The 17,344-nt window shown below is 68.4% G+C and carries 16 protein-coding genes; 6 read left to right on the top strand and 10 right to left on the bottom strand.

Annotated features, from left to right (window positions below):
- Positions 1 to 38: 38 nt before the first annotated feature.
- From AC07NF_RS02970 to rnd, 4 genes are all read right to left on the bottom strand, one after another.
- A complete protein-coding gene (locus tag AC07NF_RS02970; RefSeq protein ID WP_494631145.1) occupies positions 39 to 1,577 on the bottom strand; it encodes an MFS transporter in 1,539 nt (512 codons plus the stop codon).
- A gap of 99 nt (positions 1,578 to 1,676) precedes the next feature.
- Complete coding sequence (locus tag AC07NF_RS02965; RefSeq protein WP_494631147.1) at positions 1,677 to 2,966, bottom strand: serine hydrolase domain-containing protein; 1,290 nt, start codon at positions 2,964 to 2,966, stop codon at positions 1,677 to 1,679.
- Between the two features lie 76 nt (positions 2,967 to 3,042).
- A complete protein-coding gene (locus AC07NF_RS02960) occupies positions 3,043 to 4,707 on the bottom strand; it encodes an ATP-binding protein (RefSeq protein ID WP_494631149.1) in 1,665 nt (554 codons plus the stop codon).
- 151 nt (positions 4,708 to 4,858) lie between these two features.
- Entirely contained in the window at positions 4,859 to 6,028 is a 1,170-nt protein-coding gene (gene rnd / locus AC07NF_RS02955) for a ribonuclease D (RefSeq protein WP_492810991.1), read from the bottom strand.
- Between the two features lie 136 nt (positions 6,029 to 6,164).
- Between rnd and purM the strand changes: the two genes are divergently transcribed.
- From purM to AC07NF_RS02940, 3 genes are all read left to right on the top strand, one after another.
- Positions 6,165 to 7,190: a phosphoribosylformylglycinamidine cyclo-ligase gene (gene purM, locus AC07NF_RS02950; RefSeq protein ID WP_494631153.1), complete on the top strand. Its 1,026-nt coding sequence runs from the start codon at positions 6,165 to 6,167 to the stop codon at positions 7,188 to 7,190.
- Between the two features lie 120 nt (positions 7,191 to 7,310).
- Positions 7,311 to 7,931: a phosphoribosylglycinamide formyltransferase gene (gene purN / locus AC07NF_RS02945; protein WP_494631154.1), complete on the top strand. Its 621-nt coding sequence runs from the start codon at positions 7,311 to 7,313 to the stop codon at positions 7,929 to 7,931.
- 42 nt (positions 7,932 to 7,973) lie between these two features.
- Positions 7,974 to 8,597 carry a DedA family protein gene (locus tag AC07NF_RS02940; RefSeq protein ID WP_492810995.1) on the top strand — a complete coding sequence of 208 codons (624 nt, stop codon included), beginning with the start codon at positions 7,974 to 7,976 and terminating at the stop codon, positions 8,595 to 8,597.
- On the opposite strand, the gene AC07NF_RS02935 is transcribed toward AC07NF_RS02940, so the two are convergent.
- The 3 genes from AC07NF_RS02935 to ndk form a co-directional block, all read right to left on the bottom strand.
- On the bottom strand, positions 8,594 to 10,150 hold the full coding sequence (locus tag AC07NF_RS02935) for a tetratricopeptide repeat protein (protein ID WP_494631161.1): 1,557 nt from the start codon (positions 10,148 to 10,150) through the stop codon (positions 8,594 to 8,596). The two genes, AC07NF_RS02940 and AC07NF_RS02935, sit on opposite strands and share 4 nt — an antisense overlap.
- 84 nt (positions 10,151 to 10,234) lie before the next feature.
- Entirely contained in the window at positions 10,235 to 10,666 is a 432-nt protein-coding gene (locus AC07NF_RS02930) for a hypothetical protein (protein ID WP_494631166.1), read from the bottom strand.
- A gap of 127 nt (positions 10,667 to 10,793) precedes the next feature.
- Entirely contained in the window at positions 10,794 to 11,213 is a 420-nt protein-coding gene (gene ndk, locus AC07NF_RS02925) for a nucleoside-diphosphate kinase (protein WP_454716404.1), read from the bottom strand.
- Between the two features lie 93 nt (positions 11,214 to 11,306).
- Between ndk and AC07NF_RS02920 the strand changes: the two genes are divergently transcribed.
- Both AC07NF_RS02920 and AC07NF_RS02915 read left to right on the top strand, forming a co-directional pair.
- Positions 11,307 to 13,172, top strand: coding sequence for an ABC-F family ATP-binding cassette domain-containing protein (locus AC07NF_RS02920; protein ID WP_494631172.1), 1,866 nt, complete (start codon positions 11,307 to 11,309; stop codon positions 13,170 to 13,172).
- Between the two features lie 92 nt (positions 13,173 to 13,264).
- A complete protein-coding gene (locus AC07NF_RS02915; RefSeq protein WP_492811003.1) occupies positions 13,265 to 13,666 on the top strand; it encodes a hypothetical protein in 402 nt (133 codons plus the stop codon).
- Between the two features lie 3 nt (positions 13,667 to 13,669).
- Here the strand turns inward: AC07NF_RS02915 and AC07NF_RS02910 are convergent, their stop codons facing one another.
- On the bottom strand, positions 13,670 to 14,575 hold the full coding sequence (locus AC07NF_RS02910) for a LysR family transcriptional regulator (RefSeq protein WP_494631174.1): 906 nt from the start codon (positions 14,573 to 14,575) through the stop codon (positions 13,670 to 13,672).
- Positions 14,576 to 14,709: 134 nt separating this feature from the next.
- On the opposite strand from AC07NF_RS02910, the gene AC07NF_RS02905 reads away from it, so the two are divergent.
- Positions 14,710 to 15,459 (top strand): SDR family oxidoreductase, encoded by a 750-nt coding sequence (locus AC07NF_RS02905; protein ID WP_494631177.1) that lies wholly within the window; start codon positions 14,710 to 14,712, stop codon positions 15,457 to 15,459.
- Here AC07NF_RS02905 and AC07NF_RS02900 read toward each other — a convergent pair.
- Positions 15,431 to 15,583, bottom strand: coding sequence for a hypothetical protein (locus AC07NF_RS02900; protein ID WP_494631180.1), 153 nt, complete (start codon positions 15,581 to 15,583; stop codon positions 15,431 to 15,433). The genes AC07NF_RS02905 and AC07NF_RS02900 overlap by 29 nt on opposite strands.
- The gene (locus AC07NF_RS02895) at positions 15,580 to 17,268 is read right to left on the bottom strand and encodes a cellulase family glycosylhydrolase (RefSeq protein ID WP_494631182.1); all 1,689 of its coding nucleotides are present in this window, start codon (positions 17,266 to 17,268) and stop codon (positions 15,580 to 15,582) included. The genes AC07NF_RS02900 and AC07NF_RS02895 overlap by 4 nt, the downstream gene beginning before the upstream one ends.
- Between the last annotated feature and the right edge of the window lie 76 nt (positions 17,269 to 17,344).

Raw genomic sequence — 17,344 nt, 5'->3', positions numbered from 1 at the left:
CGCCCGTAAGTTGCTCAAGTCAACGGGAACACGCGGAACTACTCCAGCGCCCGCAGGTCTCGTCCCCGCGTCTCGCGCCCCAAGGTCATGACCAGCGCCAGCGACAGCACCGTCAGGCCGCCGACCATGGCCGCCGCCACGCCCAGCGGCGGGGCCAGGGCCGCGACGCTGAGGCCTTGAGCCAGCAGGCCGCCCAGCTTGCTACACCCTGCGATCCAGCCCGAGGCGCGGCCACGGATGCGTAGCGGGAAGTTCTCGGCCGTATAGGGCAGGATGATCGAGATGACGCCGCTGGAGCCGACGATCAGCAGGGCCAACGGTGCGATCGGATTGGCCAAGGCCGCCACACCCAGGCTGCGCAGCAGCAGGCCGAACAGCCCCAGCGCGGTCAGGCCCAGCATCAGCGCCAGAGCGCCGCGCGTGCTCCAGGCGCTGTAGAGCCAGACCGACACCGCCACGGTCGGCGCGGCGATCAGGGTCGACTTGGCGATCAGGCCCGAGGCGGCCTGGACGCTGACGCCCTCGGCCACCAGGGCGCTGGGCAGCCACAGCAGGATGCCGAAATTGACCAGCCCCCAGGCCAGGGCGGCCAGAGTCAGGGCGGCGGTCACCCCGCGATAGCGGTGATCGATCGGCGGCAGGTGCGAGTGATCGGGCTCGACCTTGGGCGTATCGGTGCGAATGGCGGCGCCGAAGCGGCTGAGCATGGCCAGGGCCTCGGCCTTGCGGCCGGTGTGCAGCAGGAAGCGCGCCGACTCCGGCAGCAGCGGGCTCAGGGCGATCAGGATCAGGCCCGTGGGCAGGTTCAGGAACCACATGACCCGCCAGCTCCAGACGGGCTGCAGCCAGGCCGACAAGGCGCTGGCGGCGAAATAGCCGCCGACCGCGCCGATACCGCCGACCAGGACCAGGCTCCAGCCGCGATGCTTGGTCGGCATGATCTCGGCCAGCAGGGCGTAGGCGACGGGCAGCATGCCGCCGGCGGCCGCGCCCATCAGGAAACACATGCCGACGTTCCACCAGAAGTCCGGCATGGCCCCACAGATCGAGGTGCCGACGAACATCACCGACGACAGCAGGATCGACGCTCGCCGTCCGTAGAGGTCGGCCAGCCAGCCCCACAGGAACGAGCCGACGACGGTGCCCGACAGCGCCGCGAACGGCAGGGCCGAGGCGATGGCGCCGGTCACGCCGTACTCGGCCTTCATGCCCGGCACGACGAAGCCCAGGCTGGCGGGCTTCATGATGTCGATGATCAGGGCCAGGGCCAGCAGCGCGCACATCAACCAGTGCGCCTTGGTCAGGGGCGCGTCCTCGGGCGGCGCGATCTCGCCGGCGATGCTGGTGTCGTCATCGACGCGCGGCAGCAGGCCGAAGGCGGCCAGGCCGATACCGGCGATGATGACCAGCATGCCCCACAGCATCTCGGCGTCCATCGGCATGCCGACCAGGCGGAAGCCCATGTTCCGTCCCATCCAGTACATCGGCAGGTGCAGGACGACACCGGCCGTCACCAAGAGGCAGCCCAGCCAGAAGGCCCAGCCGTGGCGGCGATCCCCGAAGAGTTGGGTCAGCATCGATGTCCCCCTGGCCGGGCGCGCTCGTGACTCGGCGCGCATCGGTCGACAGCCAAGGTGGCTCAGTCGCCCTTGAGGTTCAATCCGGGGTGAAGACCCCTACCCCGACACCTCGGCTGCGCTGGTCGTCGCCGGCGCGCCGCTGTCCAGGTCCAGGTAGTCGGTGAACGGCAACTGGAAGGCGCGATCGAAGAATTCGGCCTGGAAACGGAAAGGCAGGTTGGCGTCGCTGTTCCACAGCATGACGATGCCGGTCTTGGTCGCCGGGTCGAACATCATGGTCGAGCGATAGCCCGAGACCCCGCCGCTGTGGCCGATCAGGTGGTGGCCCTTGTAGTCGAAGCTGCGCATGCCCAGGCCGTAGCCGGGCGACTTCAGCTCGCGGGCGATGTTCAGGCGGCCATAGGGCCGGCCGGTGGCGACGCGGGCGCGCTGCACCTCGTCCAGCACCGCCGACGGCAGGACGTCGGGGCGCAGGCCCATCTGGGCCTGCATCCAGGCGGCCAGGTCGACGATGGTCGAGTTGACCCCGGCGGCGGCGGGGACGCGGTAATAGGCCTCCGACAGCTTCAGCTCGTTACCGTGGCGGTGTGGCCTGGCCCAGTGGGCGGACGAGGTCAGGCCCGCCATGCCGATGGTGGCCCCGCTCATGCCCAGCGGCTGGAAGATGCGGCGGCGCACCGTGTCGGCATAGGGCGCGCCGGTGCGTTCGCGGATGACCTCGCTAATCGTGTCGTAGGCGATGTTCTGGTAGCTGTGGCAGGTGCCGGGCGGGCAGACGGTCTTCAGCGCCCCGAAGCTGCTGCGGATCTTGGCCGGGTCCTGACCGTCTTCCAGCTGGCCGTCATAGGCGTTCTTGCCCAGGCCCGTGCGCTGGGACAGCAACTGCTCGATCGTCAGGCTGTTCTGGGCTTCGCCCGGCAGGCGCAGGCTGGTGTCGAAGATGCCCAGCGGGTCGTGCAGCGAGAAGGTCCCATCGGCCGCCAGCCGGGCCGACAGCGTACCGGCGATGGTCTTGGAGAGTGACGCCCAGCGGAACACGGTCTGGGGCGTGACCCGCTCGCCGTGCTGGCTGGCGGTGACGCCATAGCCCTTCACGAACGACAGCCGGCCCTTCTCGACCACGGCGACGCCCAGGCCCTCCATCGAGGGGTCGGTCATCATGGCGTTGATGCGGGCGTCGAAGGCCTTGTAGTCGATGGTGCCGTGCCAGTCGGCGGGCGTCTGCGGCAGGTTGACGGACTGCTCCGCCGTCGCCTGCGCGCCGGTCTTGGGCGCCTTGTCGCGGGCGCGCGGCAGCAGCACCGCCCCGACGATGACCAGCAGAACGCCTCCGGCGATCAGCCACTGGAGATGCCGTTTCCGGCTTAGGACCCCGACCTCAGACACTACCGATAGAACCTTGAATCACCTGCGAGACTTCTACGCAGGATCGCCCCTCATGTGGGGCGAAAATAGGAAGTCTTCAGCCGAAAAGCGCCGCGTAGAGGTCCTTGGCGTTGACCGGCTTCTCGACCCAGCCGGTCATGCCCGCCTCGCGGCAGGCGGCGACCTCTTCGGGCGAGACCGCCCCGGTGACGGCGATCACCGGGGTAGCGCGATTGGCGCGGCTGGCGCGCAGGCGGCGGGTGGCCTCCAGACCGTCGACGCCGGGCATACGCACGTCCATCAGGATGGCGTCGAACACCTGGCGTTCGGCCATGGCCAGGGCGGTCAGGGCGTCATCGGCGGTCTCGACGCGGGCGCCGAAGGCCTCCAGCATCTGGCGGAGAGCCCGGCGGTTGATGTCGTGGTCGTCGACCACCAGGATCAGCGGGGCCTCGCTGCGGGTCTCCAGGGCCTCGTCCGCCGTCGGCGCGGGCGGCTCGGCGCCCTCGGGCGCGGGCAGGCGCAAGGTGAAGCGGGCGCCGCCGTCCTCGGCATTGGCGGCCGACAGCTCGCCGCCCATCAGCCGGGTCAGGTCGCGGCTGATCGACAGGCCCAGGCCCGTGCCGCCGAACGATCGCGCGGTGTCGGTCCCGGCCTGTTCGTAGGGGCTGAACAGGCGCTCGATCTGGTCGTCGGCGAGGCCCGGCCCGGTGTCGCGCACCTCGATCGAGACCATGCGCGACGGCTGGCTGTCGACCCGCACGCCGACCGTCACCGCACCCTCGGCAGTGAACTTGATGGCGTTGCTGAGCAGGTTGTTCAGCACCTGGCGCACGCGCATCGGGTCGCCGCGCACCCACTGCGGCAAGTCCTCGGCGCCGTTCAGGACCAGGCAGACGCCCTTGGCCTCGGCGGCCGTGCGCCAGAAGCCGACCGTGTCGCCCACCAGGGCGCGCAGGTCGTGGTCGACGACCTCGACGCCCATGCGCCCGGCTTCGATCTTGGAGAGGTCCAAGAGGTCGTTCAGCAGGGTGCGCATCATCGCGCCGGCGTCGGCGATCAGCGAGGCCCCGGACTTGTCGCGCTCCAGGGCCTCGGCGCCGTTCAGGATGGCGTTGATGGGCGTGCGCAGCTCGTGGCTGACCATGGCGATGAAGGCCGACTTGGCGGCGGTCTGGGCCTCGGCGGCGCGGCGCGCGGCGCGCTCGGCGGCCAGGGTCCGCTGCGACCACAGGAAGACCATCGACAGGGTCAGGCAGAACAGGCCGACGCCAGCCAGGAAGAACGGCCAGATCGGGTCGTGGACCGCGCCGGACACCAGGGGCGTGACGACCAGATAGCTGACATGCGGCGTGACGGCGGCGACGAAGGCGGCCAGGCAGCCTTGTGCGCCCATCAAGGCGGTGATGATTGAGCCGGACAGCAGCAGGATGGCCCCGGCCGCGCCGACGGGCGTGCCCGTAGCCCAGACGGGAATGGCCAGCCAGCCGAAGACCAGCGCCAGGGCAATGTCGGCCGTCAGGTTCAGCGCCACGACCCGACGCGGATCGGGCTGCTTGAGGAAGTGGTTCAGCGCCAGCACTTCGGCGACCTGGGCCACGACGTACAGGCTCGACCAGGGCAGGACGAATTCCAGGCCCGGTTTGGCGATCGCCAGGGCGGCCAGCACCAGGACGACGAAGAGGCGAAGGGGAACCTGCTTGCGGCGTGAAAAGGCCGCGGGGCGGTAGGCGGCCGCCAGATTTCCCCAGAAAGCACTCAACGCAACCCCCTACTCGGCGCGTCCGGTCTCCGTGAAGCCCCGGGCGCGACGCCTTGTACGCCAGCAAACCTTTGCGTGGCCTTGTACAGGACCCGATACGGGTAGGAAAAGCCCTACTTCTCTTAAGGTCATAGGGCTTTGAGAGGCGTTCTTATTCAGCCTTGGGCGCGCGGCGCACTTCGACGACGCGGACCTTGGCGCCGTCCAGCACCAGAGCCAGTTCGCCGCGCTTGATCTTCAGGGCGTCGGCCCCGAAGGCGTCGCGGCGCCAGCCGGCCAGGGCCGGCGTGGTGGCGTTGTCGTCGGCGGCGATCTTTTCCAGGTCCGAGACCGTGGCGATCAGCTTGGACGCCACGCCGGCCTCTTCGGCGCGGGCCTTCAGCAGCACCTTGAGCAGCTCGACGACGGCGCCGGCGTTCTGGGGCGGCGGCGGGCCGGGTTTGTCGACGACGGGGGCGTAGCCTTCCGGATCGGCCAGGGCCGACTTGATCGCGGCCAGCAGATCGGGGCCGAACTTGCTGCCGCCGAAGCCCTTGGGCACGCCGCGCAGGTTGTTCAGGGCGTCCAGCGAGGTCGGGGCCTGAGTGGCCAACTCGTCGATGGCCTCGTCCTTCAGGATGCGGCCGCGCGGCTGGTCGCGGTTCTGGGCGGTGCGCTCGCGCCAGGCGGCGACGGCCTTGAACACGGCCAGATACTTCGGCGCCGTCTTGCGCGGACGCAGACGACGCCAGGCCTTTTCCGGATCGACGTCATAGGCGGCCGGATCCGAGATCGCGGTCATCTCCTCCTCGACCCAGGCCAGGCGGCCCGAGGTTTCGAGTCGCTCGCGCAGGATCGGGAACAGCGCCGCTAGGTGCGTGACGTCGGCCAGGGCGTAGGTCAGCTGGGCGTCGGTCAGCGGCCGGCGGGCCCAGTCGGTGAACCGGCTGGACTTGTCCAGCTCGATGCGCAGCATCTGGCGGACCAGGGCGTCATAGGCGATCTGCTCGCCGAAGCCCGCCGCCATGCCGGCGACCTGGGTGTCGAACAGCGGCCGCGGCATGGCCTTGAGATTGTTGAAGATCTCGACGTCCTGACGCGCGGCGTGGAACACCTTGAGGATGCTGGTGTCACGCATGACGGCCAGCAACGGCTCCAGGTCGATGCCCTCGGCCAGCGGGTCGATAACGGCTTCGTGCGTCGGCGACGCGACCTGGATCAGGCACAGTTTTGGCCAGTAGGTCGTCTCGCGCATGAACTCGGTGTCGACGGCGACGAAAGGCTCGCCCGCGAGCGCATTACAGAACGCCGCCAGCTCGGCGGTAGTGGTGATCGGCTTCATCGGCTGCTAATAGCCTCGCGCACCCCCGAGTCTGCAAGCGTCAAGACGCGCTCAGCGTACCGGGAAAGCAAATTTTCCGCGTGTTCGGAGGATCTTACCGTCCTCCGATAGATCCAGAGCGAGCGCCAGAGCGACCATGAGCGATCAGCCGAACGGCCTTACCTACGCCCAGGCAGGCGTTGATATCGACGCGGGCAACGCCCTGGTGGACGCCATCAAACCCCTGGCCAAGGCCACCCGCCGCCCCGGCGCGGAAGCCAGCCTGGGCGGTTTCGGCGCCCTGTTCGACCTGAAGGCGGCCGGCTACGAAGATCCGCTGCTGGTCACCACGACCGACGGCGTCGGCACCAAGCTGCGCATCGCCATCGACGCTGGCATGCACGCCACGGTCGGCATCGACCTGGTGGCCATGTGCGTCAACGACCTCTTGGCGCAAGGCGCCGAGCCGCTGATGTTCCTGGACTATTTCGCGACCGGCAAGCTGGACATCGAAGTCGCCAAGAGCGTCGTCGCCGGCATCGCCGAGGGCTGCAAGCTGGCCGGCGCGGCCCTGGTGGGCGGCGAGACCGCCGAGATGCCGGGCATGTACAGCGACGGCGAGTATGACCTGGCCGGCTTCTCGGTCGGCGCGGTGGACCGCGAAGACGTCCTGCCCAAGCTGGACAAGCAGCGCGCCGGCGACATCATCATCGGCTTGGGCTCGTCGGGTCCGCACTCGAACGGCTATTCGCTGGTGCGCCGCGTGGTCGAGCGCTCGGGCCTGGCCTGGGACGCCCCCTGCCCGTTTGAAGACGGCAAGACCCTGGCCGAGGCCCTGATGGCTCCGACCCGCATCTATGTGAAGTCGCTGCTGCCCCTGCTGCAGTCGGGTCGCGTCAAGGGCGGCGCCCACATCACCGGCGGCGGCCTGATCGAAAACCCGCCGCGCGCCATCGCCGAAGGCCTGGCCGCCGAGTTCGACTGGAACAGCTGGGCGCAGCCGCCCGTGTTCGACTGGCTGGCCCAGGTCGGCGGCGTCTCCGAACACGAGATGCGCCGCACCTTCAACTGCGGTGTCGGCTTCATCGTCATCGTGGCGCAAGCCGACGCCGAGCCGGTCCTGGCCGCCCTGCTGAACGCCGGCGAGGACGCCTTCATCTGCGGCCAGCTGGTCAAGGCTTAGGCCCTGCGTGCTTCGAGGCCCCTTCGGGGCGCCTCAGCATGAGGAATTCAGTACAGACGTCCTCATCCTGAGGTGCTCGCGCAGCGAGCCTCGAAGGACGCAGGGCGTGGGGGATCCGCAATGACCCAACGCACTAAGGTCGCCGTCCTGATCTCGGGCCGGGGCTCCAACATGGAGGCCCTGGTCCGTGCGGCGAAGGCGGTCGACTGCCCGTTCGAGATCGCCCTCGTTCTGGCCAACAAGCCCGACGCCGGCGGCCTGGCCACGGCGGCGGCCGAGGGCATCGAAGCCCTGTGCGTCGACCAGAAGCCCTTCGGCAAGGACCGCGAGGCCCATGAGCGGGCCATCGACGCGGCCCTGCGCGAGCGCGGGATCCAGGTCATCGCCCTGGCCGGCTATATGCGGATCCTGACGCCCTTCCTGGTCGACGCCTGGGAAGGCCGGATGCTGAACATCCACCCGTCCCTGCTGCCCGCCTATCCCGGCCTGGACACCCACGCCCGCGCCATCGCGGCCGGTGACCCCGAGGCCGGCTGCACCGTCCACCTGGTCACCGCCGGCGTCGACGAGGGTCCAATCCTGGGCCAGGCCCGCGTGCCGATCCTGCCCGGCGACGACGACCACACCCTGTCGGCCCGGGTGCTGGAGCAGGAGCACAAGCTCTACGCCGCCACCTTGGCCGCTTTCGTAAGCAAGCTCTGGGACCGCGTGTCGCAGGCCCTAACGGTCGATAAAGCCTAACGGGTCAGAACTTCGTCATTATGTGTCGCCATGATGCACTTCATGGACGCCTGGATCGCCGATCTCTTCCGAGTCGCCGCCGACAACGCCGGTTTCGCCGGCGTGGCGCTGTTCGTCTTCACGCTGCTGGAGGCGCTGCTGGTCGTCGGCCTGCTGATCCCGATCCTGGGCGTCATGCTGGCCGCCGGGGCGCTGATCGCCCAAGGCGTGCTGCACCCCGTCGAAGCCATCCTGTGGTGCAGCGCCGGCGCGGCCGCCGGTGACGCCGTCTCCTACCTGATGGGCCGCGGCCTGGGCGGCCGTCGCGCCACCCAGCTGCTGTTCGGCGGCAAGCGCCGCCTGCTGGCTCGCGCCAAGCTGCTGACCCGCCGCCACGGCGTGCTGGCCATCGCCGCCGCCCGGTATCTGGGCCCTGCCCGCCCGTTCATCCCGATCCTGGCTGGCATCTCGCGCTCGCGTCCCTGGAGCTTCCAGGTCGCCAACATCCTGTCGGCCCCGCTGTGGGTCGTGTCGCTGCTGGCTCCCGGCTATCTGGCCGCCCGGAACCTGCAGATGTTCGGCAGCAACCCGGCCCTGGCCAGCGGCATCGTGCTGGCCGTGATCCTGGCCGTCGGCCTGGTGGTCATGGGTTTCAAGCGCGGCCAGCGCCTGCGCCTGGCCGCCTAGGGCTTCACGCCCACCCGCGCCATCGCTTCCAGCACCTGCTTGGCCTGGCTCGCCGCCAGCCCGCCATTGGGATCGGCCGAGATCGACTTCAGCAGTTGATAGGCCGTCGCCGCATCGTCGGCGTAGAGGAAGGCCATCGCCGTCACGAGACGGATCTTCGTCACTTCCGGCGCCAGGGTCACGGCCCGGCGCAGCAACGCCAGCCGCTCCGCCGACGGCCTGTCGCCCTCGGTCATGGTCTGGGCCAGCAGGAACAGGGTCTGGTAGTCGTTCGGCTCGGCCGCGTCGGCCCGGCGCAGATAGACCTGCGACGCCGCCAGCAGCTCAGGGCGATGCGCCTTGTCGGCCGCCGCTCGGTACAACTTGCTGGTTCCCATCAGCCGCAAGGCTTCCAGGTTATCGCCGTCCTCGGACAGCAGTTGCTCCAGCAGCCGCTCGCCCTTGTCGCGGTCGCCCAAGGTGATCTCGGCCCGCGCCAGGGCCTGGCGGCTGTAGCGCTCGGTCGGCCGGCGCTCGGCGGCCTTGCGGATCTTGCGCAGCAGCTCGCCGCGATCGGGGACGGCCCCGGTCTTCATCTGCTGCAGTTCCAGGATCAGGTCGTCGGCCCCGGCCGGCATGCGACGTACTTTGATTGGCGCTGTCGGGCCGCTGGCCCGAGCCAAGGTCGTGACCACCGGCTCCTTGCGCACGAAGGCCCGCAACGCGTCGGGCAAGGCCTCCAGCGGCTGGCCGAACACCTGCGCCCAGATGGCCTTCGGATCGGCCCCGCCTTCCGCAACGCGATCCAGATAGGTCGCCAGCCGCGCCTTGCGGTCCGGATCGGCCCACAGATAACGAACCAGCAGGGCCGACTGGGCGTCGAAGCGCTGGCGCTCGGGCAGGCTCCAGCCGTCGCCGCTTTCGGTGATAATGTCGGGGATCCGCTCCAGGCCGCGCATGGCCAGGGCGTCGTCGAACAGCGCCGGAGTCCGGCCGATCGTCACGGCCTGCGGCTGGATATCGATACTGCTGTAGTAGATCGCCGCGCCCTTGGTCAGCCAGCGCGGCTGGCGGAACGGGAAGTTCTCGCTGAAGAAGTGAAAGCCATAGGCGCCCAACACCACGTCGTCGCCCGCCGTGTGATCGACCACGCCGAAGAAGGCGAAGTCGTCACGCACCACCACGGCGAAGATGTCCTCGACCTCGGCCACGTCCAGCGACAACGCGGTGACCGCCGCCCCGGGCATGAACCGGCGATAGGCCGGATTGGAGTTGGCCCCAATCTCGGGCGTGCGGACCATGTAGATCGGAAACTTGCGCGGCGGCGGCCCCTCCTGGCGGCCGTAGAGGCCTCGCAGCACCCGATCCAGCGCCTCCAGGTCGGCGACCGTCTTGCGCAGGACCTCGGCGTTCTCGTCGGAATAGACGATGACATGCTGGCTCTCAGCCCGCAGCCACCGCCCACTGGCCTGAGGCGAGACGACCACGTCGTCGACGGACTGGGCTGCGGCCGGCGCGACGCTCAACAGGCCCAGCGCCGCCAGGCCAATCGCCAGAGTTCTTCTTCTCGCCAAACCCGCCCCTCCCCGGCGACTCGTCGGAAACGCAGAATAGGGTCACGCCGGCCGCCAGGTATGTCGGGGGCGCAAAACGCGAATTCAGCGCTCGCGCGCTTCGGTGACCTGGATGTAGCCACCGTCATGGCCATGACAGTAGCCCCGGACGAACATGATCATGTCCGGCGTATCCGCCGAATGGATCTCGGCGCGCGTCTGCTCGCAGTCTCCGATCCGACCGACCACCGTCAGGCGGCGCCGTTTCGAGAGGTCCTTGCCGGTGCGCCAGCCATCGATGCCCAGCACGCGGCCCGTTTCGGACGGGTCCAGACGCGGACGGAAACGATCGGCGTCGGCATTGCCGTCGAACAGGAGATAGCCGACAGCGACGCCGCTGATCTTCACGCAGCGCCCTCGCCAGGCCGTCTGGTCGCCCGCCACGGTTCGCACGGTGGCCGCCTGGGCGATCGCCGCGGTGCAAGCCGGCGCCGGGACCGGCTCGACGGCCTGAGCGCGCGCGGCGGAGGACGCCATCGCCAGGAACAGGACTGCAAGGCAAGCTAACCGCATACCGCAATCTTAAGCGTCTCGAACAACAAGCGCGCAAAGAAAAAGGCCGGAGCTTCCGCCCCGGCCTCTTCCGATCAGTAAGGCGTGAGCCTTAGCCGACGATTTCTTCTTCGGTGAAGAACTGGGCGATTTCGATGCCCGCGTTCTCCAGGCTGTCCGAGCCGTGGACCGAGTTTTCGCCGATCGACAGGGCGAACAGCTTGCGGATCGTGCCTTCGTCGGCGTTTTCCGGGTTCGTGGCGCCCATGACTTCACGGTACTTGGCCACGGCGTTGTCGCCTTGCAGCACTTGGACGACGACCGGCTCGGCGGTCATCTGGCCGACGAGTTCGCCGTAGAACGGACGCTCGGCGTGCACTTCGTAGAACTTCTTGGCTTGGGCTTCGGTCAGCTTCACGCGACGCTGAGCGACGATGCGCAGGCCAGCGGCCTCGATCACGGCGTTGACCGAGCCGGTCAGGTTGCGACGCGTGGCGTCCGGCTTGATGATCGAGAAGGTGCGTTCGGTCACGGGAGGTCTCACAGAAGAGTTGTGAATTAGAAGGTTGCGGGCTTATAGCCGTGCGCCTCCTCCCCGCCAACCCCGCCGCGTAACCTTCATAAAATGCTTCAGATCCGTGACCTGACCTTCAACGCCTGGGGTCGGAAGTTCTTCGACCATGCCAGCGTCAGCCTGCCCCCGGGCGCCAAGGTCGGCCTGATCGGACGCAATGGCGTGGGCAAGTCCACCCTGTTCAAGCTGATCCTGGGTCAGCTGCACGCCGGCGACGACGAAATCAGCCTGCCCAAGACCGCCCGCATCGGCTCGGTGGACCAGGAGCACCCGGCCACGCCCTTCACCCTGCTGGAAACGGTGCTGGAGGCCGACGAGGAGCGCCACGGCCTGCTGACCCGCCTGGAGACCGCCGATCCCGAGGAGATGGGCGAGATCTGGGGCCGGCTGATCGAGATCGATTCCGACGCCGCCCCGGCCAAGGCCTCCGAAATCCTGGTCGGCCTGGGCTTCACACAGGAAGACCTGGCGCGGCCGATGAGCGAGTTCTCGGGCGGCTGGCGGATGCGCGTGGCCCTGGCCGCGGCGCTGTTCGCCGAGCCCGACATGCTGCTGCTGGACGAACCGACCAACTATCTCGACCTGGAAGGCGCGCTGTGGCTGGAGGCGAGGCTCCAGAAGTATCCGCACACCGCCCTGATCGTCAGCCACGACCGCGAGCTGCTCAACAACAGCTGTACGCACATGCTGCACCTGGCCGGCGGCAAGCTGGAGCTCTACACCGGCGGCTACGACGACTTCGAGGAGCGCCGCGCCGAGAAGGCTCGCCTGCAGCTCTCGGCCAAGGCCAAGCAGGACGCCGAGCGCGCCCACCTGCAGGCCTTCGTCGATCGCTTCAAGGCCAAGGCCTCGAAGGCCGCGCAAGCGCAGTCCCGCATGAAGCGCCTGGCCAAGATGCAGCCGGTGGCGACCACGATCGAGGAGCGCGTCGCGCCCTTCACCCTGCCCTCGCCGCCGCGCCCGCTGGCGCCGCCGCTGATCCGCCTGGAAAAGGCGAACGTGGGCTACGAGGCCGATCGCCCGATCCTCAAGAACCTGAACCTGCGCATGGACCTGGATGACCGCATCGGTCTCCTGGGCGTCAACGGCGCGGGCAAGTCGACCTTCGCCAAGATGATCGCCGGGGCCCTGACGGTTCAGAAGGGCGAGCTGCACCGCGACAAGAAGATGAAGGTCGGCTGGTTCCACCAGCATCAGATCGAGGCCATGGATCCGGCGGACACCCCGCTGGAGATCATCCGCCGGGCCATGCCGGACGCGTCGGAAAGCTCGCGCCGCTCCAAGCTGGCGCAGTTCGGTCTGGGCTTCGAGAAGCAGGAGACCACGGTCGCCAACCTGTCGGGCGGCGAGCGCGCTCGCCTGCTGCTCAACATGGTGGCGATGGACGCGCCGCACCTGCTGATCCTGGACGAACCGACCAACCACCTGGACATCGACAGCCGCCGCGCCCTGCTGGACGCGCTGAACGACTACAGCGGCGCGGTGATCCTGATCACCCACGACCGCTCGCTGATGGAACTGGTCGCCGACCGCCTGTGGCTGGCCGCCGACGGCACCGTGAAGCCCTTCGAGGGCGACATGGACGACTACGCCAAGTTCGTGCTGGACCGCGCCAAGCAGGCCGTGAAGCCGACCCAGGTGGACCGCGAGCCGGTGGTCGCTGCCGAAGCGCCGAAGAAGAAGGCCGCCGTCGAGCCCCTGCGCCGCAAGGTCGAGGCCGCCGAGCAGGTCATGACCCGCTGCACGCGCAACCTCGCCGAACTGGACGCCCAGCTCGAGGATCCGGACCTCTATGTGAAGAACCCGGCCAAGGTCGCCGAACTGACCAAGCGCCGCGACAACGCCAAGTCCAAGCTGGACGAGGCAGAAGAGGCCTGGATGGCCCTGGCCGAGGAACTGGCGGAGGCCGAAGCGTAAGCTAGGCCATTGATCGGCAAGGTTTAGGGTGAACGCGCCCTAAACCATGTCGTTTAGCGCTTCCGCGACACCTCGGGGCGCATGGTACGCTCATGAGTAGCGCCCATCCCCGCAACCACGTCGTGGCCAATCCGGAAGGATTGTCTTCGTCCGTCGTCCTCGAGGCCTTCGCCGAGTGGGTGAACGACCGGATCGGCGAGGCCATGCGGATCGAGATGGACCTGGCCTTCCGCGACCGTCCGTTCGACGTCGTGGTCGGCCGCACACCCGCCCTGGTCGGCTGGGAAGCCAAGTTCATCCAGCCCGGCGCGCCCGCGCCCAAGGGCAAGATGTGGACGGTCTACCGCCTGCACGCCCAGGACGGCCGCCCCGCGCACCTGCCGCAGTCGGGCGACCTCGTCGAAGACCTGACGCCCCTGCTGGGCGAGCTGGGCTATCTCGGCGTGTTCGAGGACGGCGTGGCGATGTTCCCGGGCGTCGGGAACCGCAAGTAACCACTACCGATCCCAGGGCGGCGTTCCCTTGAACGCCTCGGCCAGGAAATCCACCATCAGGCGCACCTTGGCGCTCAAGTGCCGGCGGCTGGGATAGACCGCCAGCACGTCGATTTCGGGCAGGCTCCAGTCGGGCAGCAGCCGCACCAGCGCTCCGCTGCGCAGATCGTCTCCGATGATGAAGGTCGGTTGCCAGATCACGCCCTGCCCCGCCAGCGCCGCCGCGCGGGTGGTGTCGCCGTTGTTGGAGTACATCACCGGCCGCATCCGCACGCCGGCCTCGCGGCCGTCGGTATTGGTCAGCCGCCAGTCCTCGGCCATGGCGGTGTAGCTGTAGGCCAGACACCGGTGGGTCGCGAGCTCGTCCGGCGTGGTCGGCGTCCCGTGGGCCTTCAGATAGTCCGGCGAGGCGCAGACGATGTTGCGTGAGGTCGCCAGCTTACGCGCCACATGCGCCTGGGAGCCGCCCCGCGAGATGCGGATGGCCAGGTCGTAGCCTTCCTCCACCAAGTCGACGACGCGATCCGACAGGCTGATCTCCAGCTCGACCTTCGGATGGCGAGCCATGAATTGCGGCCACAGTCCCGCCAGGTGGCGGACGCCGAAGCTCAGCGGCGCGTTGATCCGCAACCGCCCGCGCGGCTCGGCGACGTTGGCGGAGGCCGCCGCCTCGGCTTCGGCGATCTCGTCCAGGATGGCGCGGGCGCGTTCGTAGAGCGCCTCTCCGGCCTCGGTCAGGGACAGGCGGCGCGAGGTGCGGTTCAGCAGTCGCGCGCCGAGATGCGTCTCCAGCTCGGCGACATAGCGGGTGACGTTGGCCGGCGAGGTGTCCAGCGCCTCGGCCGCCTTGGCGAAGCCGCCGCGGCTGACGACGGTGGTGAAGACCTCGAACGCACGTAGCCGATCCATGGCCGCCCCATCATTCACTTAAGCTGAATGATAGATCGCGTTTCTGCCCATCGCTCAAGTCGGATGCTCAGCCTAAATCACCCTCACTGACCGACGCGCGGTGCGCCGGCCCGTCAAACGGAAGGATCACCACCATGTCCCGTCTCGCCAACAAGACCATCCTGATCACCGGCGGCACCACCGGCATCGGCTTCGCCGCCGCCCAGCGCGCGCTGGAAGAAGGCGCCAAGGTCGCCATCACCGGCGCCAACGCTCAGCGCCTCGAGGAAGCCAAGACTGCTCTGGGCGGCGACGTCGTCGCCATCCTGGCCGACGCCGGCGATGTGGCGGCTCAGGCCACCATCGCCAAGACCGTCGAAGCCGCCTTCGGCAAGCTGGACGCCGTCTTCGTCAACGCCGGCATCGCCCCGTTCGGCCCACTGGAAAGCTGGACCGAAGAGACCTTCGACCGCGCCATCGGCGTCAACCTGAAGGGCCCGCTGTTCCTGGTCCAGGCCCTGGCCCCGATCCTGAGCAACCCGGCTTCGATCGTCTTCAACGGCTCGATCAACGCCCATATCGGCATGCCCAATTCCAGCGTCTACGCCGCCAGCAAGGCCGGCCTAATCTCGCTGGCCCGCACCCTGTCGGGCGAGCTGATCGGTCGCGGCGTCCGGGTCAATGTCATCAGCCCCGGACCGGTGAGCACGCCGCTCTACGGCAAGCTGGGCCTGGATAGCGCCCAACTGGACGCCATGTCGGCCGGCATCCTGGCCAACCTGCCGGCCGGCCGCTTCGGCGAGCCCAAGGAGATCGCCGACGCGGTGATCTTCCTGGCCTCGGACGAGAGCCGCTTCACGGTGGGCAGCGAGCTGATCATCGATGGCGGGATGAGTACGCTCTGATCTGTAGCAAAACAAACCGTGTCATCCCGGGCGGCGTAGCCGACCCGGGACCCAGGGGCCGGCGCACTGCGGTTGCCCCTGGGTCCCGGCTCTCCGCTTCGCTACGGCCGGGATGACACGTCATTTTGCAGGGGTGATTTTCAGGGCGGAGATCTGCGTCGCCCCCGTCGACTTCACCACCAGCGTATTAGTCCCGGCCATCAGGCTGACGACCGCGCCGCTCTTGACCGCCGCGCCGCCGTTGACCGCAACCTTCATCGGCCCCTCGCCCACGACGCTGACCGCATAGCGCCCCGCCGTCGCCGAGACCGTGTAGCGCAGCCATTCGCCGGCCGCGAAGTCGGTGACTTTCAGCGACCCGTCCGCCGCCCGCTCCAGGTCGACGCCGTCGTTACGGCCCGTCCGTCCCTTGTTCCAGGGCGTGCGCTGGCCGCCGGTCGAGACGTGATAGTTGGCCACGTCGCCGTCGACATAGGCCGCGCCGACCACGCCCAGGTCGTACTGCCAGGCCGGGATCGTCGCGCCCTTGGCCCCGACCAGGTGCTTCCTGAACGGCCGCGTCGACGCATCGTGCGGCTGGCGGAACATGGCGTCGATGACGTCCGGATGAGCCTCGTTGCTCTCGAACCGCACATCGTGCGAGGCCACCTTCATCAGCACCGAATAGGCCTTGTCCGCGCTCACCGGCGTCTTGGCGTCGCCGGTCAGGGTGGCGACCACGTCGTCATAGGCCGGGTCGACCTTGATCTCGAGCGGCTGGTTGAAGCCGATCTTCTTCAGCGGCCAGAACGCCCAGCCGATCTCGTGCTTCTCGATCAGGCGGATGGCGTCGGCGAACCAGACGTTGGAGTTCTCGCCGCTCTCGCCCAGCCACAGCGGCAGGCCCGTCTCCTCGCGCAGCTTCAGGTGGGCCGCGATCGAGGCGTCGTCATTGACGTTCCAATACTTGTGGAAGCTGAGCGCCATGTTGGCGTCCCAGGGCTTTGGCATGCCCTTGTAGTTGTTGCCCCAGCAGTTGCCCTCGATGATGATCATGTGGCGCGGATCGATCGCGCGGATGGCCGCCGTGGCTTCGCGATAGAACGACCACAGGGCTTCCTGCTTCTCGTCCTTGCAGCCGTTCTTGTTGCCCGAACCATCGAAGTCCCAGTTCGGCTCGTTTAGCAGGTCATAGGCCCCGATCATCGGCTCGTCCTTGTAGCGGGCGGCCAGCTTCTTCCAGAGCGCGATGGTCTTGCGGCGAGCCTCGGGGCTGTCCCACAGCGAGGGCTTGTTCGGGTCGCGATCGGCGATCGGCAGGTCGTTGCCCTGCCCGCTGGGCGCGGCGTGCAGGTCCAGGATCAGGTAGATGCCATTGGCCTTGCTCCAGGCCAGCAGGTCGTCGATCCGCTTGAAGCCGTCCTCATGCCAGGTGTCGACGCCGGCTTTGGGCTCTTTATCGACCGGCAGGGTCAGCAGGTCGTAGTGCATCGGCAGGCGTACGGAGTTGAAACCCCAGGCGGCCATGGCGTCGATGTCGGCCTTGGTGGTGTGGTTGTCGAGCCAGGCCTTGTGGATCGCCTGCTGGCGCGCGGGGCCCACGAGATCGGCGATCTTGCCCTGGATGACGTGCTGCTGGCCCAGCTTGGACAGGCGCAGCATGTAGCCCTCCTGCAGCATCCAGCCGCCCAAGCCCATGCCGCGCAGGATCACCGGCTGGCCGGCCTCGTCGACGATGCGGGCGTCCTTGGCCTTCAGCCAACCTTCGGCGTGAGCGGATGTGGAGAGAAGCGCGAGAGCGGCAGCGCCCAATACGAGCCAGGACTTCATCAAGCGGCCTCCCTATGAGGTCGCCTCTAACCGGGCGACGCTTACTGGTATGACCAATTCCTGGCGCAGAATGACA

It is taken from the genome of Caulobacter sp. GW821-FHT10A06 (assembly GCF_059415805.1).
Note: the sequence above shows the minus strand (reverse complement) of the source record. Positions and strands in the feature narration are given on the sequence as shown.